Genomic DNA, 26,404 nt, shown 5'->3' with positions numbered 1-26,404 from the left:
GGCGGTCGCGCGGCCCACGGTATGAGACAAGCTTATGACCAATAAAACCTACCTGAATAATGGGGGAATGGGAAAGACTCTGGATCTCGATCACCTCCGGACCCTCGTCGCCATCGCCGAGTGCGGTGGGTTCAGCAAGGCGGCGGTCGTGCTGCACATCAGCCAGCCCGCCCTGAGCCAGCATGTCCGACTGCTGGAGCGGGGCCTGAAGCTGCGACTGTTCGTGAAGAACGGTCGGGGCATGAAGTTCACCGAGGAGGGTGAACGGGTGCTGGCGGAGGCCCGTCAGATCCTCGCGGTGCACGACGAAGCGCTGGAACGGTTGCTCGATCCCCCACGGCAGAGCATCGTCGTCGGGTCGAGTGAGCACAGCGCGGAGCAGCTGCTGCCCGAGCTCATCCGGGCCCTGCGGGCGGCGTTCCCGGACGCGCAGACCCGCTTCGAGATCGGCCGTTCCACCCAGTTGGAGGAGGCCGTGGCCCGCGGTGTGGTCGACTTCGCGGTCATCCTGGCCTCCCGCGGCACCGAGGGCGGGCGAGAGATCGGTCGCTTCCCCCTGACCTGGTGGGCGGCGCCCGACTGGGAGCCCCCGGCCGACGGTGAGACCTTCCCGCTGGTCGCCTTCGAGGAACCGTGCGCGATGCGTGAGCGGGCGCTGGCGGCGCTGGCCACCGACGGCTACCGGGCGGTCGTGGCCGGTCAGTCCGCCACCCTGGAGGGTGTGCTGGCCGGGGTCCGGGCCGGGCTGGGGGCCGCGGTGTTGCCCAGCATCGGTGGGGCGCCGGCAGGCCTGGTGACCCGGCCGGACCTGCCCCCGGTGGGCACCGTCGGAGTGCACCTGGTCGCCCGGCAGGGCCTGGATCCGGCGATCGAGCTCACCGCGCTGGAGGCGGGGGAGACCTTCCTGTCGCAGGTGGCGCATCCGAGCTCCCGGTTGGGTGTCGAGCGGTCGGGTGTCGCTCCGGTCGGTGCGGCCCCCCGATCGGCTGCTCGGGCGGACCTGCGCGACGGATCGTCGACGGTGGGGGCGACCGATGACGAACTGTGATTGGACCCCCGCCGGGCCTCTCCTTAGCGTGCTGCCATGAGTGTTCTGATCAGTGCCCAGGAACTGGGCGAGCGGATCTCCCGCGGGGAAGCGCCGGTGCTGCTCGACGTCCGATGGACGTTGGGCGACCCGCACGGCCACGACCACTACCGGGAGGGGCACCTCCCCGGCGCGGTCTACGTCGACCTGGACCGGGAGCTGGCCTCGCCCGGCGATCCCCGGGACGGCAGACACCCGCTGCCCGCTCCGGCCGATCTCCAGGCGGCCGCACGGCGCTGGGGCCTGCACGACGGGGACACTGTGGTGGCGTACGACGCGGTCAATGCGCTGGCGGCGGCCCGGGCCTGGTGGCTGCTCCGTTGGGCCGGGTTCGACGCGGTGCAACTGCTGGACGGCGGGCTGGGGGCCTGGCAGGCCGCCGGGCTGCCCCTGGAGACCGGCGAGGTCACCCCACCGGCCGGTGACGTCAGGCTGGACTCCGGACGGCTGCCCACCATCCCGCTGGACGGCGTGCTGGCGGCGGCACGGTCCGGGGTGCTGCTGGACGCCCGGGCGCCGGAACGCTACCGCGGGGACAGCGAGCCGATCGACCCGCACGCCGGCCACGTTCCCGGTGCGGTGAACGCGCCGACCGGAGGGAACCTGGGGCCCGACGGTCGCTTCCTGCCCGCCGCCGACCTGCGCCGCCGGTTCGAGGGCCTCGGCGTCCATGACGGTGTCGAGGTGGGGGCCTACTGCGGCTCCGGGGTCACCGCCACCCACGAGATCGCCGCGCTAGCGATCGCCGGCTTCGACGCCGCGCTGTTCCCCGGATCCTGGTCACAGTGGTCGAACCACGACGAGCTGCCCCGGGCCGTGGGCGCGGAACGCTAGGCGTACGGGGGGGGGATCGTTCCGTTCTGACGGGGCGTACGGGGGATGAGGGCCCCGCCGGGAGCCCGGCGGGGCCCTCATCATGCCACGTACTGGGCCAGTCGTGGCACGTGGTGGCCCACTCAGCCACGTGCTGGCCCACTCATGCCGTGTGCTGGCCCGGCGGTCGACACCTTGGCGCCGCGCACCAGGGTGCTGATGTCGGCGACATCCGCCGCGCCTTCGGTTACCCGCTGCGCTTTCAGCTATCCGCCGCGCATCGGCGGGGCGCAGCTGACTGGACGGGCGGCGGCTGACTGATGCGTGCGCAGCGGCGGTGCGGCGCTGCCGGTTGGCCCGGCTTGTCCTCGGCGGTCAGTCCGCTTCGTCAGCTGTCCGGAACGGCGCGAACAGATCGGTGGAGATGTAGCGCTCGCCGGTGTCGGGCAGCACTGCCACGATTGTCTTGCCGGCGTTCTCCGGCCGCGCGGCCAGCCGCCGGGCCGCGGCCAGCGCGGCGCCGGCGCTGATCCCGGCGATCAGTCCCTCGGTGCGCATCGCCTCCCGGGCGACCTCGAGGGCCTCCTCCTCCGGGATGTCGATCACCTCGTCGAACAGCTCGAGATCCGTGATCGGCGGCACCGACGCACCGCCGATGATGCCCTGGATGCGGTGCGGCTGCCAGTCCCCACCGTTGTACACCGGCGCCTCCGCCGGTTCGACCGCGACCACCTGCAGGTCCGGCTTCTGCTCCTTGAGGTAGCGCCCCGCCCCGGTCACCGTGCCGCCGGTTCCGGTGGTGCCGACGAAGATGTCGACCTCACCCTCGGTATCGGCCCAGATCTCCGGCCCGGTGGTGCGGTAATGCGCCTCCAAGTTGGCCGGGTTGCCGCCCTGGCCGACGAGCCAGGCGCCGGGTGTTGCGGCCAGGATCTCGCCGGCCCGCCGGTTGGCACCCGCCATGCCGTCCGCGGCAGGGGTGAGGACGAGCTCGGCGCCCAGGGCGCGGACCAGGGCCCGGCGCTCCAGCGACTGGTCCTCCGGGATCACCAGCACCACCCGGTAGCCGGCGGCGGTGCCGATCCAGGCCAGTGCGATCCCGGTGTTGCCACTGGTGGCCTCCAGGATGGTGCCACCGGGGGCGAGGCGACCGTCGGCCTCCGCGGCCCGGATCATCGCCAGCGCGGCGCGGTCCTTCACGCTGCCGCCGGGGTTGAGCGACTCCAGCTTGCCGAGCACGCGACCCTCGGGGATGAGACGGCCGAGGTGCACCAGCGGGGTGGCGCCGACCAGTTCGGTGAGGTTGTCATGGACGGGTGCCACGGTGGTGGACCTTTCTACACGTCGGATACGGATCTGCATGTCGGATGCAGAAGCTGGGGTGATCCTACCCATCACATCCGTGAAACTGTGAGGGCCGAGCGAGATGTTCGGAACGCTGTCGTACGGCGGGATGGGGGATGCCTACACTGATAAAAGCCTACTATTTCAGCAGGGATTGGATTGCCTGTGACCGCCAGCCGCCAGCTCCACCTCAATGCGTTCCTCTACTACGCGGGCCACCATGAGGCCGCGTGGCGCCACCCGTCCTCGGGGGCGGATCGCCTGACCGACCTCGACTACTGGACCGAGCTGGCGACGACCGCGGAGCGGGGTCTGCTGGACGCGATCTTCCTGGCCGATGCGCCCGTCTACGACGACCGGCAGGTCCGGTTCAGCGCGCTGCACGCCCTGGAGCCGATCTCGCTGCTGTCGGCGCTGGCCACCGCGACCCGTCGCATCGGCTTGGTCGCGACGGCGTCCACGACCTACACCGAGCCGTACAACCTGGCCCGTCAGCTGTCGACCCTGGATCACCTGTCGAAGGGACGTGCGGGCTGGAACATCGTCACCACCGCCTGGCCCCAGGCCGCCGGCCACTTCGGCCGACCCGAGCACCCCGATCCGGCCCGGCGGTATGCGCGGGCCACCGAGTACGTCGAGGCGATCACCCAGCTGTGGGACAGCTGGGACGACGCGGCGTTCCGGGCGGACCGGCCGAGTGGTGTCTACGCCGACATCAGCCACATCCGACCGGCCGACTTCTCCGGTGCGGAGGTCAGCGTGTCTGGGGCGCTCAATCTGCCCCGATCCCCACAGGGGCGCCCGGTCTACGTGCAAGCCGGCTCCTCCACCACCGGCCGGGACTTCGCCGCCCGTTTCGCCGAGGTGATCTTCACCGCGCAGCAGGACCAGCAGCAGGCCCTCGCCTTCGCCGCCGACGTCCGGAGCCGGGCTGCCGGCTTCGGCCGTGACGGCCGGGACATCAAGGTGCTGCCCGGGTTGAGCCCGTACATCGGTGACACCGCTGCAGCGGCCAGGGAGGTGGCCCGCGAGCTGCACAGCCACATCAATCGCCGGTACGGGGAGGCCTACATCGCCGAGTACGCCCAGGTCGATCCGCAGGCGCTCGCGGCCCTGGAGCCGGACGACCGGGTCCCGGTGGAGATCTTCGCCGTCCAGGGGGACGAGTCGGACAACACGGTGAGCCGCCGGACCGTGCTGCGGGACTGGATCCGGGCGACATCGCCGACCCTGCTGGAGCTGCTGGGATTCTTCGCCGGGGCCCGCGGGCACCTGGTGGTGACCGGCACCCCGGTGCAGGTGGCGGACGTGATCGAGCAGTGGTTCACCTCCGGGGCGGCCGACGGGTTCAACATCATGCCGCCCGTCCACCCCGACGGACTGACCGACTTCGTCGACAAGGTCGTGCCGATCCTGCAGGAACGCGGCCTGTTCCGCACCGCCTACACCGGGTCGACGCTGCGCGAGCACTACGGTCTGGCCCGGCCGGAGGTGCACTGGCACCGTGCGGTGCCCGCGGCACTGGCAGCTCCGGGGGAGTAGACCAGTGAGCACCACCGACACCGACGTGGCTCCGGCGCTGTCCCGCCGGACAGTGACCCAGTACGCGATCGGGTCGATCGGCACCGGCGGTTTCAACACCCTGCCCGGCTTGGTGCTGCTGTACTACCTCACCGATGTCGTCGGCATCGCCGCGCTGGCGGCCGGGGTGGTGGTGGCCGTCGCCAAGGTCTGGGACGTGGTCATCGATCCGGTGATCGGCTCGATCAGCGACCGGTCGACCGCACTGCACGGCTCGCGGCGCCCGTTGATGAGGCTGGGAGCGGTCACCATCCCGATCTTCTTCGTGCTCACCTTCGCCGTCGATCGCAGCCTGCCGGGATGGCTGGCCGGAGCCTGGGTGACCGCGGCCTTCGTCCTCGCGGCGACCTCGTTCAGCCTGTTCCAGATTCCTTACCTGGCACTGGCCGCCGAGATCACCGACCGCTACACCGAGCGGACCCGGTTGTTGACCTGGCGGATCGTGATGCTCACGGTCGCGATCCTGCTCTTCGGCGGTGTCGCCCCGGCGATCCGTCAGCAGTTCGATGACGTCGCCGTCGGCTACCTGGTGATGGCAGTCGCCTCGGCGCTGCTGATGGGCGCCTCGATGTGGATCGCCGGCCAGGCCGCCACAGCCCGGCCCACGACGCCCGGGGGAGACCGGCCCGTACGCTCCTCGATCGGTCCGGTGGAGGCCTATCGCCAGGGCTGGCGGGCCTTCTCCAGCAGCCGGCCGTTCCGGGCCCTCTTCCTCTCCTTCGTCCTGAAGGCCATCGCCTCCGGTCTGCTGCTGGCCGTGGGGCAGTATGTGGCCACCTGGGTGCTGCACCGGGAGAGCGCCCTCACCTGGATCTTCCTGGCGCTGATCGGCCCGGCGCTGCTGGTCACCCCCGTCTGGGGTCGGCTGGCCGACCGCTACGGCAAGGAGCCGCTGGTGTACCTGGCCGGTGGCCTGTTCGCTGCGGCCACCGCCAGCATGATCGTGCTGGTTTGGCTGCCAGGCCCCTGGCTGTACGTGCCGGTGGCGGTGGCCGGAGTGGCGTACGCCGGGCTGCAGTCCCTGCCGCTGTCGATCCTGCCCGACGTGGTGGCGTACGAGACCCGGCGCCAGCATCGCGATCTGGCCGGGGTGTTCACCGGCGTGTGGACCGGTGGCGAGACCGCCGGGCTGGCCTTCGGGGCCGTGCTGCTGTCGGTGCTGCTGCAGGTCGGCGGCTATCAGGCCTCGGCCGGGGTGGCGGTGACCCAGCCGGCCTCGGCCGTGGTGGCGATCGTCCTCGGGCTGAGCATCATCCCCGCGCTGCTGGTGTTGATCAGCCTGGTCGTCTTCCGTGGCTACCGGCTGCGCCGCCGCGACATCGAAGCGGAGCCGTGGCTAGGCGATGGATAGCATCAGCGCGAACCGCGCCGGACGGATGGAGGTCGAAGGATGACGGAGGTCGAAGGACGATGACAGCAGCAGCCGGCACCCGGCCGCGTCCCCTGCGCAGGCTGGGGTTCCTCACCCTCGGCACGTTCGAGGAGGACCGGCCCGCCGCGGGCCACGAGGCCACCCTGGCGATGATCGAGCTCGGTGAGCGGCTCGGCTACGACTCCGCCTGGGTCCGCCAGCGCCACCTCCAGCACGGCATCTCCTCACCGGTCGCCGTGCTCGCTGCGGCGTCGCAGCGGACCTCCCGGATCGAGCTGGGCACCGCCGTCATCCCGGTCGGCCTGGAGAACCCGCTGCGGCTCGCCGAGGACCTCGCCACCGTCGACCTGCTGAGTGTCGGCCGGCTCAACCCGGGGGTGAGCGTCGGGCCGCCGATGCGCTACGACGACGTCAAGGAGTTCCTCTATCCGGACTCCTTCGACCGGGAGGACTTCACCTACGCCAGGGTTGATCGGCTGCTGTGGGCCATCGAGGGCCGTCCGGTGAGCAGCTTCTCCGGCCGGGCGAGCATCGTCGAGGAGTTCAGCGACCATGTCCAGCCACACGCGCCGGGGCTGCGGGAGCGCCTGTGGTACGGGGCGGGCAGCCTGCGCTCGGCCCGGTGGGCGGGGGAGCATGCGATGAACCTGCTCACCAGCAGCGTGGTCAAGGCCGGCGACGCCGATGCCCCGGCCGACTTCGACGCCATCCAGGCTGGGCAGATCCGGACCTTCCGTGCCCACCATCCTCGGGGCGACGCGGCGCGTGTCTCCCAGGGGCTGGTCGTCGTGCCGACCGACTCGGCGACCCGTGAGCAGGCCGCGCGCTACCACGCGTACGGGGCGGAACGGCTGCCGCGGACGCTCCGGCCCCAGGGACCGGCGCAGCTGCTCTTCGCCCCCGATCTGGTCGGTACGTCGGCCGAGATCGCCGAGCGGCTGCAGGCGTCGGCGGCGTTCCGCCTGGTCGACGAGGTCGCCTTCGCGCTGCCCTTCGACTTCGCGCCCGAGGACTACGTCCAGATCCTCACCGATATCGCCGAGCACCTGGCGCCGCTGCTGGGCTGGCACCGGGCTGCGACGACTGGATAGGGCGGTCCGGCCGGCCTCCGGTGCGGGCGATGCCGGCCGCCGAGACATCCGTGCACGCTGCCGCCGTCCCGTATAGTTGCCTGGGTTCGCACCATTCCCCGGTTGGTCTGTCGGCAGGGCCCGCCTGACTTTGAATCAGGACAAGCGACGCAGGTTCGACTCCTGCCCGGGGAGCTGTTTCACCTGACCACTTCCGGAGATCTGACCGAGACGCCTTGGACCTCGACATCGTCATTGCCACCTTGAGAGAGGTTCGAGGCCACACCGTGCCGGAGATCGCGCAATCAGCCTGATATCTGTTCCAGACGAGCGGGAGTCTGCCGCAACGCACCCAGGCAGGCACCTTGGGGCCGGCGCCGTCGTACGCTGGAGCCATGGACCCATCCCGCATCACAGTGGACCCGGCGGTCATGGGCGGAGTGCCGACCGTCCGAGGCCTGCGCATTCCGGTGTCCACGGTGGTGGCGATGGTGGCCGACGGAATGAGCGTCGCGGAGATCGTCGCGGACCTGCCGGACCTGACCGCCGAGGACATTGCGGCGTCCCTGCGATTCGCCGCCGATCTCGTTCAGGAGCGGCACATACCCGTGACCCCAGCCGCATGAGGCTCCTGCTCGACAACAATCTGTCTGTAAGGCTCGTGGAGTTGCTGACCGCAGCGGGTCACGACGTCGAGCACGTGCGTGACCTGGGGTTGGCTGTCGCGACCGACGCGGTTGTCCTGGACTTGCCCGACGCACACTGGGGTGCATGAGCGCTCCTCAGGACCGGCTCGCTCTCGGGCGGCGTGCCTTTCTCCTCGCCGGCACCGGCGTGCTGCTGTCCGCCTGCGGTGTTCGGTCGGGCGGTGGTGGCGCCGCCGGTACGACATCTGCCTCGGGGATGACGCCCACCGTCGGCCCCTCCTCGGCCACGCCGAGTCCGACCCCGCTGCCGTCCGCCACGACCTGGGCGGCGAACCCGCGCGACGTACAGCCGGCGGTCAAGCTCGCCGCCACCCGGCTCGTCGAGGCGCTCGGCGACTGGGGACCCGGCCAGTCCGGCGCGGACGCCGCCCGGGCCCGGGTCGGTGCGCTGGGCCAGGACCCCGGCCTGGTCGCCGCGGCCGGCCCGGTCGTGTCGGGAGCCGACGCGTCGGCCCTCCAGGTGATCTTCGCCCAGTACGGCGGCATCCTCGCCACCTCGGCGAGCGTGCTGGTGGTGACCCGGGCCTGGACCCGGGACGCCGCCGGGGCGGTCACCGCCGGCGGGGCCACCTACGACGTACGCCTCGTCCAGGCCTCGCCGACCTGGCGGGTCACCGAGATCCATCCCTCCGACCCCGGGCCGGCGGTCACCCTGTCGGCACTGGCCACGGAGGTGCTGTCCTCCGACCGGATCGACCTGCCACCGGCCTCGGCAGCCGACATCGCCTCCGGGCAGGTGCACGATTCCGTGTTGGACGCCCTGCTGACGCTGGCGCAGACCTACCGGATCGGGGTCAGCGTGGTCCGGTCCGGGCACCCCACCTACGTCTTCGGCACCACCAGGCTCAGCGACCATCCGCGCGGCCGGGCGTTCGACACCTGGCGGATCGAGGACCGGGCCGTGATCGACGCGGCGACCCCGCAGTCGTTGGTCACCGCGTACATGCGCGACGCCGCGAAGGCGGGCTCGTACAACGTCGGCGGACCGTACGCCCTGTCCGGCTCGGCATTCTTCACCGACGACACCCACCACGACCACGTCCACGCCGGCTTCACCAGCTGACCGGTAGACCGGACCCATGATCACCGGGTCCGGCGATCGCTCGGCGCCGTGATCGCCGGACGTCTGTTTCTGGCCTCGCGCGCGGGTCCATCGGCCGAACATTTACTTGAAACATAAACTAACTGTGGGTAGGTTGGGCGCCAAGCACGACAAATACAGGAGGTTGTCATGGCACTCATCTCGATCATCGGCACCGGCAATATGGGCCAGGCCATCGCAAGCGTTGTCACCAGGGGCGGCAACGAACTGGAGCTGTTCGGCGAGACTGACGCCGCCACCCCGGTCCGTGGTGACATTGTCGTGCTCGCCGTGCCCTACCCGGCGGTCGACCAGGTGCTCGCCCAGCGTCCCGGCCAGTTCGACGGCAGGATCGTGGTCGACATCACCAACCCGTTGAACTTCGAGACTTTCGACTCTCTCACCGTTCCGGCCGACTCCTCGGCCGCCGCCCTGCTCGCCGCGAAGCTGCCGGCCGCACGGGTGCTCAAGGCGTTCAACACCACCTTCGCCGGCACGCTGGCGGCCGGAGCTGTCGGGCCGCTCACCACGACGGTGCTCATCGCCGGTGATGATGCGGATGCCAAGGCCGCTCTTGCCGGCGTGGTCACCGCCGGTGGGCTCAAGGCGATCGACGCCGGTTCGTTGCGGCGAGCGCGGGAACTGGAGGCGATCGGCTTCCTGCAGATCACGCTGGCTGCTGGCGAGAAGATCTCCTGGACCGGCGGTTTCGGGATCGTGGCCTGAGCCGGCCGGTCCTCGTCACCCCGACGCCGTCCCCGCTGCCCCGGGCCGCACTAGTCTCCCGCCCATGGGATCCCGATCCGGCCGGCGCGGCACCTCTGCCGCGGCGATCTGCTGCCTGCTGCTCGCCGGCCTGCTCGTCACCGCCGCCTGTGGCGCCCCCGGCAGCGCACCGAACGACGTGCGCACCGCGCCGGCCTCGGCGGCGTCCACCCAGCCATGGACGGTCGCCGAGAACGCCAAGCCGGGCACCGGAGACTGGCGCATCCCGGACTCCGCCGTCGCCTCCGACGCCGAACTGTGCGGCTACGCCGACCACACCTCGGTGCTTTCCGGCGACACGTTCGGCCTCTACGTCACCTCCACCCTGGGCGACGTCACCGTCGCCGCCTACCGGATCGGGTCGTACGGCGGCGCCGGTGCCCGCCTGGTCTGGCAGTCCCCTCAGCCGATCGCGGGGGTCAGACAACCGGATCCGGTGATCGAGGCCGACCACATGGTCGTCGCGAAGTGGGCGAGAACCGCCGACATCGCCACCGCCGGCTGGCCCGAGGGCTCCTACCTGCTCAAGCTCACCGCCGGCGGCAGGTCCCGCTACGTCCCGATCACCGTGCGCAGCCGGTCGACCGCGGGGCGGCTGGTGATCGTCAACGCCGTCATCACCGACCAGGCGTACAACGACTGGGGCGGCTACTCGCTCTACGACGGGCCGGGCAACGGCCGCGGGACCCGGGTAAGCTTCGATCGCCCGCAGAAGGGCAACGGGGCTCAGCAGTTCTTCGGTGACGAGCTCGCGGCGATCCAGCTCGCGGAGGGTCTCGGCGTCGATCTGGCGTACGTCACGTCGGTGGACCTCGACCGCGAGCCGGACCTGCTGCAGGGCGCCTCCGGGATGGTCAGCATGGGCCACGACGAGTACTGGACCGTCGCGGAGCGTACGGCCGTGGAGAAGGCCCGCGACACCGGGACGTCGCTGGCCTTCCTCGGCGCCAACGCCGTCTACTGGCGGGTCCGCCTCGAGGACAGCCCGACCGGCGATCGCCGAGTGGTGGTCGGCCACAAGGATGCCGGGGCGGACCCTAAGAAGAACGCGGTCGACACCACCGTCAGGTGGCGTTCCCAGCCCTACCCCGATCCGGAGAACTCGCTGACCGGCATGCTCTACGAGTGCTTCCCCGCGTACGGGGACCTGGTGATCCAGCAGCCCGACTTCCCCCTCTTCGCCGGTACCGGAGTGAAGCAGGGCGACCGGGTCCCCGGGGTGGTGGGCATCGAGATCGACCGGGCCTATCCGATCCCGGGCAGCCCCGACTCGCTCGTCGTCGTCGCGCACTCCCCGGTCACCTGCGGCACCTCGAAGCACACGTACTCGGACATGACGTATTACTCGGTGGGTACGGCGACCGGGGGCACGGCGGGCGTCTGGGCGACCGGCTCGATGATGTGGGTCAAGGTGCTCAACGGCCCGAACGCGAAGTACACCATCACCGACGCCTCCGTCGCCTTCGTCCGACGGGTGATGGAGAACGCGTTCCGTCAGATGGCGCGGGGCAACGGGCGCGGTGGGGTGCAGACCACCCCGAACCTGGCCGGGCTCAACGCCCCGTCGTCCACGTCGACCGGAACGGGCGGTCCGGTCGACAAGTAGCCGGCGGTACGGGTGCTCCGCGATAGGGTGAGAACACGCCCCGGGGTGACCGTCCGGTCCGTCCCGGACCCGAGTACGTCGGGGCGTGCCCGCTCAAGAGCCCCCTGCCGAAGGAGACGACGGTGACCGCGAGTGACGACGTGACGACGAACGGAACGGCGGGTGGAGGTGTGGCCGCTGTCGTGGTGCTCGCCGCCGGTGCCGGCACCCGGATGAAGTCCTCCCGTGCCAAGGTGCTGCACGAGGTCGCCGGGCGCTCGATGCTCTCCTGGGCGGTCGACGCCGCCGAACAGGTCGACCCGGAGCACCTGGTGGTCGTCGTGGGGCACCAGCGCGAGCAGGTCGAAGGGCACCTGCGGGAGGTCGCCCCGGCCGTGCTGACCGCGGTCCAGGAGGAACAGAAGGGCACCGGCCACGCAGTGATGTGCGGGCTGGCGCCACTGGGGGAGATCGGTGGCGTCGTCGTCGTCACGTACGGTGACGTCCCGCTGCTGAGCGGGGAGACCCTGTCCGCGATGGTCGAGGACCACCGGCGCTCCGGCGACGCGATCACCGTGCTGACCGCGCACGTGCCCGATCCCACCGGCTACGGCCGGATCGTCCGCGGCGGCGACGCGGGCATCGCCCGGATCGTCGAGCACAAGGACGCCTCGGCGGCCGAGCGGGCGATCGACGAGATCAACTCGGGCATCTACGTCTTCGACGCCGACATCCTGCACGACGGGCTGGCCAGCCTCGGCACCGACAACGCCCAGGGCGAGCTCTACCTCACCGACGTGATCGCCCACGCCAACGCCGTCGGCCGGCGGGTGGGGGCGTACGTCACCGAGGACCTGTGGCAGACCGAGGGGGTCAACAACCGGCTGCAGCTGGCCCGGATGGGCGCGGAGATGAACCGGCGGATCGGCGAGAAGTGGATGCTCGCCGGCGTCACCGTGGTCGACCCGGCGACCACCTGGATCGAGGACTCGGTCGACATCGCCGCCGACGTCACCCTGTTGCCCGGCACCAGCCTGCTCGGCGCGACCTCGATCGCGGCCGGTGCGGTGATCGGCCCGGATACCAGCCTCAAGGACGTCGAGGTCGGCGAGGAGGCGACGATCACCCGCTCCCAGGGGTTGCTCGCCACCGTCGGCCCGCGTGGTCAGGTGGGTCCGTTCGCCTACCTGCGCCCGGGCACCGAGCTCGGTGCGGACGTCCGGCTGGGCGCCTTCGTCGAGACGAAGCGTGCGGTGATCGGCGACGGCGCCCATATCGCCCACCAGGCGTACGCGGCGGATGTCGAGATCGGCGCCGGGGCCACGCTGTGTGCCGGTACCATCGTCGCGAACGATGACGGGGTGACCAAGCACACGACGCGTGTTGGTGCCGGTGCCTTCATCGGTGCCCACAGCGTGCTGGTCGCCCCCGTCACGGTCTCCGACGGGGCATACGTCGCCGCCGGATCGACCGTCACCGAGGACGTGACCACGCAGAGGGGCACCACCGGCACCACGCAGGGTGCCGCCGGCGCCGGTGGCTCCGGTCTCGACTGAGGATCGACACCCCGCGCCGGCAGCGCCACTGTCGGCGCGTTCGCCGTGGGCCCAGCGCGGCGACCGACACGACAGGGGCCGGCACCCCCGACAACTCCGAGGAGACCAGCACGTGAGTGGTTTGAAGCTGCCGACCGAGAAGCATCTGATGCTCTTCTCCGGCCGGGCCTATCCCGAGCTCGCACAGGAGATCGCCCGACTGATGGACACCGAGCTGGTGCCCACCCGGCATGTGACGTACGCCAACTCCGAGATCTACGTCCAGTACCTGGAGTCGGTCCGCGGCTCGGACGCCTTCGTGATCCAGTCCCACGCCGCGCCGGTGAACGAGTCGCTGATGGAGCAGCTCATCATGATCGACGCGCTCAAGCGGGCCTCCGCCAAGCGCATCACCGTGGTCGTGCCGTTCTACCCGTACGCCCGCCAGGACAAGAAGCATCTGGGTCGCGAGCCGATCTCGGCGCGGCTGGTCGCCGACCTGTTCCGGACCGCGGGTGCCGACCGGATCATGTCGATCGACCTGCATGCCGCGCAGATCCAGGGCTTCTTCGACGGCCCGGTCGACCACCTGTGGGGGCTGCCGGTGCTCGCCGAGTACGTCAAGGGGAAGTACGACACTGACGAGATGACGGTGGTGTCCCCCGATGCCGGTCGGGTGCGCCTGGCGGACATGTGGACCGATCGGCTCGGCAGCCGGCTGGCGATCATCCACAAGCGGCGTGATCCCAGCATCGCCAACACCGTGGCCGTGCACGAGGTGGTCGGTGACGTCGAGGGCCGGGTGTGCCTGCTGGTCGACGACATGATCGACACCGCCGGGACGATCTGTCTGGCCGCCGAGGCGCTGAAGCAGCGCGGCGCCAAGAAGGTGATCGCCGCCACCACCCACCCGGTGTTGTCCGGCCCGGCCGCCCAGCGGCTCAACGACTCGGCCTTCGAAGAGGTCATCGTCTGCAACACCCTGCCGATCCGCACCGAAGTACCGGTGGACAAGCTGACCGTGCTGTCCATCGCCCCGATGCTGGCCCAGGCCATCCACGAGGTGTTCGAGGACGGCTCGGTCACCAAGCTGTTCCGCTGACGCCATGCTGTTCGGCTGACGCCATGCTGTTCGGCTGACGCTCCGGACGCCGGCACCGCTCCTCGGGGTGTCGGCGTCCGCGGCGTGAGGCCCCGGTCGACCCGTCGGCCGGGGCCGGCTGCGTTCCGGGTCCCGGACCCGGCGTTCCAGGCAGATTCCGTCACGCGGGCCCGACCCTGCTCGCGTGATAGCATGCCCGGGTTGCCTCGGCGAGGGGAGGCGTACCCAGGTACGCCGAACGTGATCGACGTGGTGTGCCGCCGTCCTCCGTGGGCGCGGCTGCCGGTGGATGCGTACGTCCCGGCCCGGGCGGCAGATCCAGCATCCCGGCCGCCCGCGTGACGGCCCGACACCAGGAGGTCACCATGGCTGACGCCACCCTCTCCGTCCAGGTCCGCGACGAGTTCGGCAAGGGCGCTGCGCGCCGCACCCGTCGGGCCCACCTCGTCCCCGCCGTCCTCTACGGCCACGGCATGGACCCGCTGCACCTGACCCTGCCGGGGCACGAGGCGATGCTCGCGCTGCGCACCGACAACGCCCTGCTCGAGCTCAACGTCGTGGGCGAGTCCACCCCGCGCCTGGCGCTGGTCAAGCAGATCCAGCGTGACCCGATCAGGGGCGACCTGATCCACGTCGACCTGCTGGCCGTGCGGGCCGGCGAGAAGGTCGTCGTCGAGGTCGCGGTGCTCGTCACCGGCGACGCCGCCCCCGGTACCACCGTGGTCCTCGACCGCAACACCATCACCCTTGAGGCTCCGGTCACCCACATCCCGGAGGACATCGAGGTCAGCGTCGAGGGCCTCGAGGCGGGCGCGCAGGTGTCCGCCAAGGACCTCGCGCTCCCGCAGGGCGTCACCTTCGTCGGTGATCTCGACGAGACCATCGTGTCGGTGTCCCACGAGGAGGTCGAGGCCGAGCCGGCCGAGGCCACCGAGGAGGCCACTGCGGAGGCTCCTGCCGCCGAGTGACCCTCGCGGACGGCACGCTTGGTCGGGCGACCGACCTCGAGACGACAGATATCGGGACTGCCTGACATCGCGGCGATCGACATCGCCCGGAAGGACTGACGGACATGTGGTTGGTGGTGGGGCTCGGCAATCCGGGCCCCACCTATACCCACACCCGGCACAACGTCGGCTACCTGGTCGTCGACGAACTCGCCCGCCGCGCCCGGGTCGCCCTGAAGTCGGTGCCGAAGATGCGGGCCGACGTCGCCGAGACCCGGATCGGTCCGCTGGGCCTCGGCGTTCCCGGGGCCGGGGCCGTACGCCTGGCCCTGGTCCGTTCGCACACCTACATGAACGATTCCGGGCTCGCCGTCGGCCGGCTCGCCGCCTTCTACGGGGTCACCCCCGGTGAGATCGTCGCCGTCCACGACGAGCTGGACCTCGACCTGGGCCAGCTGCGCCTCAAGAAAGGCGGCGGCGACAACGGCCACAACGGCCTGAAGTCGATGCGGGCCCACCTGCACTCCGGGGACTTCCTACGGGTCCGGTTCGGCATCGGCCGGCCACCCGGCCGTCAGGCGCCGGCCGACTACGTTCTCGCGCCGATTCCCACGGGCCAACGCGAGGCGGTCGCGGTCGAGGTCGCCCGGGCCGCCGACGCGGTGGAAATGCTGCTCACCGAGGGCCTGTCGGCGGCCCAGAACCGCTACAACTCCTGACCCGGCCGCTCTCCCGTCAGGGTCAGCCCCGCCAGCCGCCGGGCCGCGGCTCGAACGGCGGCAGCGGCGCGCTGGGCGGCGGCGCCACCGGCGGAACCACCGGGATCCCGCCGGTCATCGGCTCGATCACCGGTGCCGCCGCGGCGTGCAGATCCGCCACGAACATCGCCAACTCCGCCTGCTGGGCCTGCAGCTCCGGCGTCGACCAGCCGCGCTTGATCCGGTCCCGGACGAACGCCAGCTCGGTCACCGCGTCGGTGAAGGTGGCCACCGCCCGGGCCTCCTCGCGCGGCAGGCCCCGGGTCCGGGCCGCTCGGGTGCGCAGCGATCCCAGCCAGCCGGCCTCCTCGGGGCTGATCAGCCCGCTCCACACCATCTCCGGCAGCTCCCGGCGGACCACCACGCCCTCCAGTCGCCGTGACCGGATCGCCTGGCGCACCAGCACGACGAACGCCGGCACCATCACCAGCACGTAGGTGCCGACGTACGCCGTGATGCTGTAGGAGGAGGAGAGGTTCCACAGGCCGTGCAGCACCATCGCCCCGGCGAGGCCGAGGAGGATGAAGGTCACCTTCGCCCCGCCCGCCCGCCGCTGCATCGACGCCCACACCCCCAACGCCGTCATGGTGGTGAAGAAGGGGTGCGCGAACGCCCCCATCAGGATCCGGGCGAAGAACATGAACGTCGTCTGACCCAGCGACTCCGAGGTGGAGAAGTAGAGCAGGTTCTCCACGAAGGCGAAGCCGATCCCGGACATCCCGGCGTACACCAGGGTGTCGGTCAGTGAGGTCATCTCCCGGCGGCGCAGCCCGGTGAGCATGATCAGCAGGAAGGCGCCCTTGAGGGACTCCTCCGCCAGCGGGGCGCCGACGGCCGCGGTCAGCACCTCGTCACCGTCGAAGACGAGCAGGGAGAGGACCTGCTCGATCACCATCGCCCCCACGGTCGCGACCCCGCCGCCCCACAGGAAGGCCCAGATCAGGTACGCGGGCGGCTCCGGCTCCCAGCGGTCCAGCCACATGTAGCAGGTGATGACCACGACGGCGCCGACGGTGGCCAGCACGACCGCACCGACGAAGGTGCCGACGGTGGTCGCGCCGGACAGGGCGAGGAACACCACCACGGCGGCACCGATGGCGGCCAGGATGAGGCCGGCCAGCGGGGCACCCGCCCGGCGGACCATCCGGACCTGCACCGGTCGGTACGGCTCGGCCGGCGCCGGCGCGCCGAAGGCCCCGGCGGAGGGTGCGGGGCCGGACGGGCGGGCCCACGGCGACGGAGGATCGTACGGTCGGGTCCAGGGTGATGGCGCGGGGCCCTGCGGCGTCGGGGTCGGACCCGACGGCGGGGGCACCGGGCCGCCCTGCCACGGCGGACGCTGCTGGTTCGGCGGCTGGGAGTCGCTCACAGCCTCAGGGTAGGCGATCGGGGTGACATCGCCCCAGGTGCCGCCTCACCCGGCCGTTGCGGGGCGTACGTCGGCTTCCACGCCGGGCCCGGTGTCAGGACCGCGCGCTACCGTTGTCCGGTGACCGAACACGTGACGGGCAGGCTCGCCGGCATCCTCGACCTCCTGGGCACCGATCCCGTGGTCGCCGAGTGCGTGTCCGACGCCCGCACCGGTGTCCTGCACTCCCTCGACATCACCGCCCCCGGCTCGGTCCGCGCCTTCCTCACCGCGGAGCTGGTGCGGCGCACCGAGCGTACGTTCCTGTTGGTCACCGCGACCTACCGGGAGGCCGAGGAACTGTCGGACGCCCTGCAGGCCCTGCTCGGCCCCGACGCCGCCGCCTACTACCCGGCCTGGGAGACCCTGCCGCACGAGCGGCTCAGCCCGCGCTCCGACACCGTCGGGCGGCGGCTGGACGTGCTGCGGCGGCTGGCCGGCCACGATGACCTGCCGGCGCCACGGGTGGTGATCGCGCCGGTCCGGGCGGTGCTGCAGCCGCAGGTCGCCGGTCTGGCCGATATCGCGCCGGTCCGGCTGCGCCGCGGCGCCGAGTACGACATCTCCGCGGTCGCCGAGGACCTGGTCGCCGCCGCTTACCTGCCGGTGGATATGGTGCAGCGCCGCGGCGAGTTCGCCGTCCGCGGCGGCATCGTCGACGTGTTCCCGCCGACCCACGAGCACCCGGTCCGGATCGACTTCTTCGGCGACACGGTGGAGGACCTGCGCTACTTCATGGTCGCCGACCAGCGCTCCACCGACCGTACGCTCGACGAGATCGTCTGCTCGCCGTGCCGCGAGCTGCTGATGACCCCTCAGGTCAAGGCCCGGGCCGCGGCGCTGGTCGCCGATCATCCGGAGCTGACCGAGATGCTCGACCGGATCGCCCAGGGGCTGGGCGCCGACGGCATGGAGTCGCTGGCCCCGGCGCTGGTCGACCGGATGGAGCTGCTGGTGGACGTGCTGCCCCCCGATGCGCTCCTCCTGGTGGCCGACCCCGAATTGGTCCGGACCCGGGCGGCCGACCTGGTCACCACCTCGGCGGAGTTCCTCCAGGCGGGCTGGGCTGCCGCCGCCTCCGGAGGGACCGCGCCGATCGACCTCCAGGCCTCCTCCTACCAGGAGCTGGGCGCGGTCCGTGCCCACGCGCTGGGGCTGGGCCAGTCCTGGTGGACGCTCTCCCCGTTCGCCGCCGGCCCCGACGCCGACCGCGACATCGCGGCGGAGGCCCTGGCCCAGCTCAAGGCCGGCGCGACGCCGGTGCGGATGCTGCAGGCCCGCGACGCGCACAGCTGGGCCGGCGACACCGAGCGGGCGGTGGCCGAGATCGCCGCCGCCGTCCGGGACGGCTGGCGGGTGGTGATGTCGGCCGAGGGCCACGGCACCACCCAGCGGCTGGCCGACCTGCTCGCCGAGCACGACGTCGCCGCCCGGGTCGTGCCGGACGTCACCGAGCCGCCGGTCGAGCACGTGGTGGAGCTGGTGACCACCGGCATCCGGCACGGCTTCCTGGCCGACGACGTCCGGCTGGCGGTCTGGACCGCCGGCGACCTGTCCGGTCAGGCCCAGACCGACCGGGCGGAACGCAAGATGCCGGCCCGCCGCCGCAAGGCCATCGACCCGCTGGAGCTGAAGCCGGGCGACCCGGTGGTGCACGAGCACCACGGCGTCGGGCGCTACGTCGAGATGAGGCAGCGTACGGTCGCCGGCGCCACCCGCGACTACATGGTGATCGAGTACGCGCCCAGCAAGAAGGGCCAGCCCGGCGACCGGGTGTTCGTCCCGATGGAACAGCTCGACCAGGTCACCCGCTACGTGGGCGGCGAGGTGCCTGCGCTGGACAAGATGGGCGGCTCGGACTGGGCGAAGCGGAAGTCCCGGGCCCGCAGCGCGGTCAAGGAGATCGCCGGTGAACTGGTCCGGCTCTACGCCGCCCGGCAGGCCGCCAAGGGCTTTGCGTTCAGCACCGATTCCACCATGCAACGCGAGCTCGAGGACGCCTTCGACTACACCGAGACCCCCGACCAGTTGTCGGCGATCGACGAGGTCAAGCACGACATGGAGCAGACCGTGCCGATGGACCGGCTGATCTGCGGCGACGTCGGCTACGGCAAGACCGAGATCGCGGTGCGGGCCGCGTTCAAGGCGGTGATGGACTCCAAACAGGTGGCGATCCTGGTGCCGACCACCCTGCTGGTCACCCAGCACTACAACACCTTCGCCGAGCGCTACGCCGGCTTCCCGGTGCGGGTGGCGGCGCTGTCCCGGTTCCAGACCGACAAGGAGGCCCGCCGGGTGCTCGACGACCTGGCCGCCGGCCGGATCGACGTGATCGTCGGCACCCACCGGTTGCTCTCCCAGGAGGTCGTCTTCAAGGACCTCGGGCTGGTGATCATCGACGAGGAGCAGCGCTTCGGCGTCGAGCACAAGGAACAGCTGAAGAAGATGCGGATGAACGTCGACGTGCTCGCCATGTCGGCCACCCCGATCCCGCGCACCCTAGAGATGGCGATCACCGGCATCCGGGAGATGTCCACCATCGCCACCCCGCCCGAGGAGCGCCACCCGGTGCTCACCTTCGCCGGATCGTACGACGAGGGCCAGGTCACTGCGGCGATCCGGCGCGAACTGCTCCGGGAGGGCCAGATCTTCTACGTCCACAACCGGGTGCAGACCATCGACCGGGCCGCTGCCCGGATCCGCGAGCTGGTCCCCGAGGCCCGGGTGGTCACCGCGCACGGCCAGATGGGGGAGCGCCAGCTGGAACAGGTGATGCTCGACTTCTGGGAGCGCCGGGCCGATGTCCTGGTCGCCACCACCATCGTCGAGGCAGGCCTGGACATCGCCTCCGCCAACACCCTGATCGTCGAGCGGTCCGACCAGATGGGGCTGTCGCAGCTGCACCAGCTGCGCGGCCGGGTCGGCCGCAGCCGGGAGCGGGGCTACTGCTACTTCCTCTACCCGCCGGACAAACCGCTCTCCCAGGACGCCCACGACCGGCTGGCGACGCTCGCCGCGAACACCGACATCGGTGCCGGGATGGCGATCGCGACCAAGGACCTGGAGATGCGCGGCGCGGGCAACCTGCTCGGCGGCCAGCAGTCCGGCCACATCGCCGACGTCGGGTTCGACCTCTACGTCCGGCTCGTCGGTGAGGCGGTGGCCGAGTACCGCGGTGACACCGACGCCGAGGAAGAGCCGGAGACCCGGATCGAGCTGCCGGTCGACGCGCACCTGCCGGAGGACTACATCGGCTCGGAACGGCTCCGCCTGGAGATGTACAAGACGATCGCCGAGGTGGTCCGCTCCGACGCGGACCTGGCCGAGGTCCGGGCCGAGCTGGAGGACCGGTACGGGCCGCTGCCCGATCCGGTGGAGACGCTGCTCGCGGTCGCCGGGTTCCGGCTGCGGGCCCAGGAGGCCGGCCTGCGGGAGGTGATCGTCCAGGGCGCTAACGTACGGTTCGCGGCGGTGCACCTGCCGGAATCGCGCCAGCTCAAACTGGCCCGGCTGCACCCCCGCAGCGTCTACAAGGCGTCCGCGGGCCAGGTCATCATCCCCCGCCCCACCAGCTCACCGCTGGGCGGGCGACCGTTGCAGAACCGTGACCTGCTGTCCTGGGCCGACCAGGTCGTCCGTGAGGTGCTCACCCTGCCGGCGGCGTCGGGGAGCCGGCCGCCGGCTGCGGAGGCTCCGGTGCCGGTGGCGAGTGGCGCGCCGGCGCCGAGGACGGGCCCTGTCCCGCGGTCCGGACCGGAGCGGGGGAGCGGGTCACGGACGACGCGGCCGGTGCCGAAGGGTCAGGTCGCCCGGCGTGGTGGTCCGGCCAGCCGGCCCCGCCGAGGCGCGTAGGATCGGGCCGACGACCAGACGTCCGACGGGAGACACCATGGCGCTTCGCGCACTGCCCGCCCTCGCTGCCGCGGGGGCCATCATCCTCACGCTGACCGGGTGTGCCGGCGGCACCGGCTCCGACGCGGTGGTGATCAACGGGCGGCGGGTGTCGGTCGCCGAGGTGGAGAAGACGGCCACCGCGGTGGCCTCGACCGTACGCGGCGACAACACAGCGACCCTGCGCGACGAGCAGCTCGTGGTGGCGGCCCTGGTGTCGCAGGCACTGGCCGACAGTGCGGCGCAGAAGGCCGGCAAGCCGATCACCACGGCCGACCGGGACGCGGCGCTCGCCTCCATCCCGGGCGGGACACAGCTCGAGGGCGATGCGGACGCCCGCCCGTACGCCGAGGCGGTCGGTGACGTCGTGCACGCCCAGCAGGCCTTCGGCGCCGAGGCGATGGCAGCCCAGCAGGCCAGCACCAGCATCGCGGTCAACCCGCGCTTCGGCACCTGGGACACCAAGCAGATGAGCCTGGTCACCGGCACCGGATCGCTGTCGGTGCCGGTCACGACGAACTGAGGCCCCGGTGGCTCCGCGCGACAGCCCCCGCGCTCCACGCGCCATCCCCCTCGCCAGGACCGGCACCCCGCACCCGCAGCTCGACCGGTTCGTCGAGGTAATGGGCATCCTGCGCGAGGTCTGCCCGTGGGACGCCGAGCAGACCCACCGGTCCCTGGTGCAGTACCTGGTCGAGGAGACGATGGAGACCGTCGAGGCGATCGAGGTCGGGGAGCCGGCGCACCTGCGGGAGGAGCTCGGCGACCTGCTGCTGCAGGTCGTCTTCCACGCCGCGATCGCTGCGGAGCCGGACGGTGAGGGCTTCGACATCGACGACATCGCCCGGGGTGTCGCGGACAAGCTGATCGCCCGGCATCCGTACATCTTCGCGGCCGAGGAGGTCCCCGAGGACCTCGACGCCACCTGGGAGCAGCGCAAACGCCGGCTCAAGGGGCGTACGTCCACCCTCGACGGCATCCCCCAACAGCTGTCCGCGATGCACCGGGCGAACAAGGTGATCGGCCGGGCGGTGTCCCACCAGGTCGACCTGGCCGGCCAGGGCATCGAGCTGCCGACCGACCCGATCAGCGCCGAGGAGCTGGGACGTACGATCCTCGGCCTGGTCAGCCGGGCCCGGGCCGGTGGCGTCGACCCGGAGCAGGCCACCCGGGACGCGCTGCGCCGGCTCGAGGCGGCGGTGGTCCGCGCCGAGACCGCCGGATCGGGTGCGGGCGCCAGGCCCGGTGGAACCGTCGGCTCCGAGGAAAACGCCGGACCCGGCGAAGACGCCGGGCCGGCCGACCGCCCGGGGCCCCGCCGGCCGGGCCGGGTCGTGCCGGACACCGAGACCGACTCCGAGGAACTCTGACCCGTCCGGCGCGGGGAGGGGGTACCTCACACCGGACCGAACCGATATGTCTAGGCTGGACCCGAGCGCGGGACTGCGGCCTTCCGGCCGTCCCCGCGCATGTCAGAGGCTGATCGAAAGGCAACCACCGTGGCAAGCATCGAATTCATCGACGCCCGCGAGATTCTCGACTCGCGCGGCAACCCGACGGTCGAGGTCGAGGTCATCCTCGACGACGACACCCAGGGCCGTGCCGACGTCCCGTCCGGCGCTTCCACCGGACAGTTCGAGGCGGTCGAGCTGCGCGACGGCGACGACTCCCGCTACGGCGGCAAGGGCGTGCTGAAGGCCGTCGAGAACGTCATCGAGCAGATCGCCCCCGAGCTGCTGGGCCTCGAGGCCTCCGAGCAGCGCCTCATCGACCAGGCCATGCTCGAGCTGGACGGCACCCCGAACAAGGGCAAGCTGGGCGCCAACGCGATCCTCGGCGTCTCCCTGGCCATCGCCCACGCCGCCGCCCAGTCGGCCGACCTGCCGCTGTACCGCTACGTCGGCGGCCCCTCCGCGCATATCCTCCCGGTGCCGATGATGAACATCCTCAACGGTGGCGCGCACGCCGACTCCGACGTCGACGTCCAGGAGTTCATGATCGCCCCGATCGGCGCCTCGACCTTCCGCGAGGCCCTCGAGTGGGGTGCCCGCGTCTACCACTCCCTGAAGAAGGTCCTCAAGGCCAAGGGTCTGTCGACCGGGCTGGGCGACGAGGGCGGTTTCGCCCCGAACCTGCCGGCCAACGTCGCTGCGCTCGAGCTGATCGTCGAGGCGATCGAGGCCGCCGGCCTGCAGCCCGGCCAGGACATTGCGCTGGCGCTGGACGTCGCCTCCTCGGAGTTCCACCAGGACGGGGCGTACGTCTTCGAGGGCGCCGCGAAGACCTCCGACGAGATGATCGCCATCTACGAGGAGTGGGTCGACCGGTTCCCGATCGTGTCCATCGAGGATCCGCTGGACGAGGAGGACTGGGAGGGCTGGAAGAAGATCACCGCCGAGATCGGTGACAAGGTCCAGCTGGTCGGTGACGACCTGTTCGTCACCAACGTGGAGCGCCTGCAGCGCGGCATCGACGAGAAGTCCGCCAACGCCCTGCTGGTCAAGGTGAACCAGATCGGCTCGCTGACCGAGACCCTCGACGCCGTCGACCTCGCCCACCGCAACGGCTTCCACACGATGATGTCGCACCGTTCCGGCGAGACCGAGGACGTCACCATCGCCGACCTGGCGGTGGCCTGCGGCTGTGGCCAGATCAAGACCGGCGCGCCGGCGCGTACCGACCGGGTCGCCAAGTACAACCAGCTGCTCCGCATCGAGGAGGAGCTGGACGAGGCCGCCGAGTACGCCGGCCGCAGCGCCTTCCCGCGTTTCCAGGCGTGATTTCCTGACCTGATCGGCCACACTGGGGGACGTGGCAGACCAGGGACAGACCAGAACGGGAGCCGGACCGGACCGGGGGACACCTCGGGATCGGGCCGGCTCCCGTTCGTCGTCCGACCCCGGCGACGGCGCCGAGGAGCGGCCACGTTCCGCGGGCCCGAGCGCCGCCCTGCGGCTGGTCCTGTTGGGAACGGTGGTCGGGGTGCTGGTCATCTCCGCGGCTGCCAGCCTGCAGATCTACTTCCGCCAGCAGCGCCAGCTCGCCGAGTTGCGCACCGCGATCACCCAGCGCCAGCAGGCGATCGATGACCTCAACCGTCAGCTCGCGTCCTGGAACGACCCGGCCTATGTCCGTCAGCAGGCCCGGCAGCGCCTCGGCTGGGTGATGCCGGGGGAGACCGGCTACCGCGTGATCGGTGCCGACGGCAAACCGCTGGAGGGCGCCCGGCTGGACAGCCAACGGTCCGATCAGGCGACACCGGCCACCGATGCCTGGTGGATGAAGATGTGGGGCAGCGCCACGACCGCGGACCGGCCCACCCCGGCGAGCGACGTGCCGGTCGGCGCCTCGACCCCGGCCGCCTCCGCCACCCCGAGTGCCACCCCCTCTTCCACGGCCGGCGGCCGCAGCACCGGCAAGGCGACGACCCCGGCCGGCTCCCGGACCCTCACCTCGGTGCCCGAGACCGGCCCCACCCCCTGATCGGGCGGGCCTGGTGTGCCCATCAGATAGGGCTCGGATGGGGCCGTTGACCTGAGCAGGAGGGTCCCGTGAGCTGACCGGACGACGTGGTCGGCCCGGCCCGGCCCCGTGCCGGCGTGCGAGACTGGACCCCATGGTCGAACCGATGAGTCCCCGCGACGAGCAGGTGATCGCCGCCCAGCTCGGCCGGCTGCCGCGGGGCGTAGTGGGGGTCGCTTGGCGCTGCCCGTGCGGCAAGCCGGGCGTCGTGGCGACCGCACCGCGGCTGCCTGACGGCACCCCGTTCCCGACCACCTACTACCTGACCTGCCCCCGGGCCACCGCCGAGTGCTCCACCCTCGAGGCCGCCGGTCTGATGGCCGAGATGACAGATCGGCTGGGCGTCGACCCGGACCTCGCCGCCGGCTACCGGCGTGCCCACGAGGCCTACCTCGCCGACCGCGAGGCGCTCGGGCACGTCGAGGAGATCGACGGGATCAGCGCCGGCGGTATGCCGACCCGGGTGAAGTGCCTGCACGTGCTCGCCGCGCATTCCCTCGCTGCGGGGCCCGGTGTCAATCCGCTGGGCGACGAGACGCTGGCCGCGTTGGGGGAGTTCTGGCGTCACCCGTGCCTCGATGAAGGCGCGTCGTCCCTCGACGAGGCGGAGAACGGACGACGGCATGTCGGTCAGGATCAGGGCTGATGCGGGCCGCGGGGATCGACTGCGGGACCAACTCGCTGCGCCTCCTGCTGGTGGAGGGCGACGATAGCGGTGCTCCCGGCACCGGTACCACGCCTGTTCCCGGTGCCCACTCCCACCCGACGCCGGTCGAGCTCACCCGCCAGCTGCGGATCGTCCGGCTGGGCGAGGGGGTCGATGCCACCGGCGAGTTCTCCGCGGCGGCGCTGGCGCGGACATTCGCCGCCCTCGACGAGTACGCCGGGATGATCCGGGAGGCTGGGGTCGACCCGGGCCACATCCGGATGGTGGCGACCTCCGCCGCCCGTGACGTCACCAACCGCGATCTGTTCGTCGCCGGGGTCCGCGAGCGGCTTGGCGTCGACCCCACCGTGATCTCCGGCGACCGGGAGGCCGCGCTGTCCTTCGCCGGAGCGGTCAGGGGCCTGCGCGTCGCCGGGGTGAAGGTTGCCGGCCCGGTGCTGGTCACCGATGTCGGCGGCGGCTCGACCGAGTTCGCCCTCGGCGACCCGGACGACGAGGTGCGGGCCCCCTTCGTGGCTTCCCTGGACATCGGGTCGGTCCGGCTGCGGGAGCGTACGTTGCCCGGCGACCCGCCGAGCCAGGCGGAGATCATCGCCACCCGAGACGTCATCGACCGGGCCCTCGACGCGAGCGGGATCGACTTCGCGGCGGTCCGCGAATGGGTCGGTGTCGCCGGCACCGTCACCTCGCTGATGGCCGTCCACCTGGAGCTATCGACGTACGAACGGGACCGCATCCACGGCGCCCGGATGCCACTGCCCGCGTTGCGTTCGCTGGCCGATGAGTTCTGCGCCCGGACGATCGCCGACCTGCGCCGGATCCCCTCGCTGCACCCGAAGCGGGCTGAGGTGATCACCGCCGGTGCAGTCATCCTGGAACGGATCGCGCGCCGGCTCGACGTGCCGGGGCTGCTGGTCTCCGAGACCGACCTCCTCGACGGGGCGGCCGACTGGGCGCTGCGGGGCGACTGAACCCGCTCCCGTGTGTCGATCGGGGATCGTACGATCCCCATGGGCCCCCGTAGCCCAACGGCAGAGGCAGGCGGCTTAAACCCGCCACAGTATGGGTTCGAATCCCATCGGGGGCACGAAAGTTCGAGCCTTGTGCGTTGGCTCGACCCGGCAGGGTGGGCTTCAAACTCTGGCTTTACTCCTCGTGTCGTCCTCGCT

At 71.5% G+C, this 26,404-nt stretch carries 21 protein-coding genes, 2 tRNA genes and 2 pseudogenes; 23 read left to right on the top strand and 2 right to left on the bottom strand.

Annotated features, from left to right (window positions below; genetic code table 11):
• The first annotated feature begins 67 nt into the window (after window positions 1–67).
• Complete coding sequence (locus R0145_RS12960; RefSeq protein ID WP_317837277.1) at window positions 68–1,048, top strand: LysR family transcriptional regulator; 981 nt, start codon at window positions 68–70, stop codon at window positions 1,046–1,048.
• Window positions 1,049–1,084: 36 nt separating this feature from the next.
• Complete coding sequence (locus R0145_RS12955) at window positions 1,085–1,921, top strand: sulfurtransferase (RefSeq protein WP_317837276.1); 837 nt, start codon at window positions 1,085–1,087, stop codon at window positions 1,919–1,921.
• A gap of 354 nt (window positions 1,922–2,275) precedes the next feature.
• Here the strand turns inward: R0145_RS12955 and cysK are convergent, their stop codons facing one another.
• Window positions 2,276–3,223, bottom strand: a complete 948-nt coding sequence (gene cysK, locus R0145_RS12950; RefSeq protein ID WP_317837275.1) for a cysteine synthase A — start codon at window positions 3,221–3,223, stop codon at window positions 2,276–2,278.
• Between the two features lie 186 nt (window positions 3,224–3,409).
• Here cysK and R0145_RS12945 point away from each other — a divergent pair, with 186 nt between their 5' ends.
• From R0145_RS12945 to pth, 13 genes are all read left to right on the top strand, one after another.
• Window positions 3,410–4,786: an LLM class flavin-dependent oxidoreductase gene (locus R0145_RS12945; RefSeq protein WP_317837274.1), complete on the top strand. Its 1,377-nt coding sequence runs from the start codon at window positions 3,410–3,412 to the stop codon at window positions 4,784–4,786.
• 4 nt (window positions 4,787–4,790) lie between these two features.
• Window positions 4,791–6,176 (top strand): MFS transporter, encoded by a 1,386-nt coding sequence (locus R0145_RS12940; protein ID WP_317837273.1) that lies wholly within the window; start codon window positions 4,791–4,793, stop codon window positions 6,174–6,176.
• Window positions 6,177–6,235: 59 nt separating this feature from the next.
• On the top strand, window positions 6,236–7,288 hold the full coding sequence (locus tag R0145_RS12935; RefSeq protein WP_317837272.1) for an LLM class flavin-dependent oxidoreductase: 1,053 nt from the start codon (window positions 6,236–6,238) through the stop codon (window positions 7,286–7,288).
• A 95-nt stretch (window positions 7,289–7,383) separates the two neighbouring features.
• Window positions 7,384–7,462 (top strand) — tRNA-Gln (locus R0145_RS12930).
• Between the two features lie 200 nt (window positions 7,463–7,662).
• Window positions 7,663–7,893: a DUF433 domain-containing protein gene (locus tag R0145_RS12925; protein ID WP_317837271.1), complete on the top strand. Its 231-nt coding sequence runs from the start codon at window positions 7,663–7,665 to the stop codon at window positions 7,891–7,893.
• Window positions 7,890–8,042 carry a DUF5615 family PIN-like protein gene (locus R0145_RS18455; RefSeq protein WP_411742046.1) on the top strand — a complete coding sequence of 51 codons (153 nt, stop codon included), beginning with the start codon at window positions 7,890–7,892 and terminating at the stop codon, window positions 8,040–8,042. The genes R0145_RS12925 and R0145_RS18455 overlap by 4 nt, the downstream gene beginning before the upstream one ends.
• The gene (locus R0145_RS12920) at window positions 8,039–9,037 is read left to right on the top strand and encodes a hypothetical protein (RefSeq protein ID WP_317837270.1); all 999 of its coding nucleotides are present in this window, start codon (window positions 8,039–8,041) and stop codon (window positions 9,035–9,037) included. Before R0145_RS18455 ends, R0145_RS12920 begins: the two co-directional genes overlap by 4 nt.
• Window positions 9,038–9,205: 168 nt before the next feature.
• Window positions 9,206–9,781, top strand: a complete 576-nt coding sequence (locus R0145_RS12915; protein WP_317837269.1) for an NADPH-dependent F420 reductase — start codon at window positions 9,206–9,208, stop codon at window positions 9,779–9,781.
• A gap of 64 nt (window positions 9,782–9,845) precedes the next feature.
• Window positions 9,846–11,426 carry a N,N-dimethylformamidase beta subunit family domain-containing protein gene (locus R0145_RS12910; protein ID WP_317837268.1) on the top strand — a complete coding sequence of 527 codons (1,581 nt, stop codon included), beginning with the start codon at window positions 9,846–9,848 and terminating at the stop codon, window positions 11,424–11,426.
• A 122-nt stretch (window positions 11,427–11,548) separates the two neighbouring features.
• Window positions 11,549–12,961, top strand: coding sequence for a bifunctional UDP-N-acetylglucosamine diphosphorylase/glucosamine-1-phosphate N-acetyltransferase GlmU (glmU, locus tag R0145_RS12905; RefSeq protein WP_317837267.1), 1,413 nt, complete (start codon window positions 11,549–11,551; stop codon window positions 12,959–12,961).
• Window positions 12,962–13,073: 112 nt separating this feature from the next.
• A complete protein-coding gene (locus R0145_RS12900) occupies window positions 13,074–14,042 on the top strand; it encodes a ribose-phosphate diphosphokinase (protein ID WP_317837265.1) in 969 nt (322 codons plus the stop codon).
• 365 nt (window positions 14,043–14,407) lie between these two features.
• Window positions 14,408–15,010, top strand: a complete 603-nt coding sequence (locus tag R0145_RS12895) for a 50S ribosomal protein L25/general stress protein Ctc (protein ID WP_317837264.1) — start codon at window positions 14,408–14,410, stop codon at window positions 15,008–15,010.
• Between the two features lie 95 nt (window positions 15,011–15,105).
• Window positions 15,106–15,708 carry an aminoacyl-tRNA hydrolase gene (gene pth, locus R0145_RS12890; RefSeq protein WP_317840246.1) on the top strand — a complete coding sequence of 201 codons (603 nt, stop codon included), beginning with the start codon at window positions 15,106–15,108 and terminating at the stop codon, window positions 15,706–15,708.
• Window positions 15,709–15,730: 22 nt separating this feature from the next.
• Here the strand turns inward: pth and R0145_RS12885 are convergent, their stop codons facing one another.
• Entirely contained in the window at window positions 15,731–17,116 is a 1,386-nt protein-coding gene (locus tag R0145_RS12885) for a PrsW family glutamic-type intramembrane protease (protein ID WP_317837263.1), read from the bottom strand.
• 120 nt (window positions 17,117–17,236) lie between these two features.
• Between R0145_RS12885 and mfd the strand changes: the two are divergent.
• From mfd to R0145_RS12845, 8 genes and pseudogenes are all read left to right on the top strand, one after another.
• A pseudogene (gene mfd / locus R0145_RS12880) lies at window positions 17,237–20,833 on the top strand (transcription-repair coupling factor); the annotation flags it as partial.
• Between the two features lie 211 nt (window positions 20,834–21,044).
• A complete protein-coding gene (locus R0145_RS12875) occupies window positions 21,045–21,569 on the top strand; it encodes a hypothetical protein (protein WP_317837262.1) in 525 nt (174 codons plus the stop codon).
• Window positions 21,570–21,669: 100 nt separating this feature from the next.
• Window positions 21,670–22,260 (top strand): annotated as a pseudogene (locus R0145_RS12870) (MazG family protein); the annotation flags it as partial.
• Between the two features lie 285 nt (window positions 22,261–22,545).
• Complete coding sequence (gene eno / locus R0145_RS12865; protein ID WP_317837261.1) at window positions 22,546–23,826, top strand: phosphopyruvate hydratase; 1,281 nt, start codon at window positions 22,546–22,548, stop codon at window positions 23,824–23,826.
• A gap of 31 nt (window positions 23,827–23,857) precedes the next feature.
• Window positions 23,858–24,529, top strand: coding sequence for an FtsB family cell division protein (locus R0145_RS12860; RefSeq protein ID WP_317837260.1), 672 nt, complete (start codon window positions 23,858–23,860; stop codon window positions 24,527–24,529).
• A gap of 133 nt (window positions 24,530–24,662) precedes the next feature.
• A complete protein-coding gene (locus R0145_RS12855) occupies window positions 24,663–25,214 on the top strand; it encodes a DUF501 domain-containing protein (RefSeq protein WP_317837259.1) in 552 nt (183 codons plus the stop codon).
• Window positions 25,214–26,206, top strand: coding sequence for an exopolyphosphatase (locus tag R0145_RS12850; protein ID WP_317837258.1), 993 nt, complete (start codon window positions 25,214–25,216; stop codon window positions 26,204–26,206). Before R0145_RS12855 ends, R0145_RS12850 begins: the two co-directional genes overlap by 1 nt.
• 43 nt (window positions 26,207–26,249) lie before the next feature.
• A tRNA-Leu gene (locus tag R0145_RS12845) sits at window positions 26,250–26,322 on the top strand.
• The last annotated feature ends 82 nt before the right edge of the window (window positions 26,323–26,404 follow it).

The organism is Raineyella sp. W15-4 (assembly GCF_033170155.1).
In the GTDB taxonomy this organism is placed as follows: Bacteria; Actinomycetota; Actinomycetes; order Propionibacteriales; family Propionibacteriaceae; genus Raineyella.
This window is presented reverse-complemented; position numbering and strand designations above follow the sequence as displayed.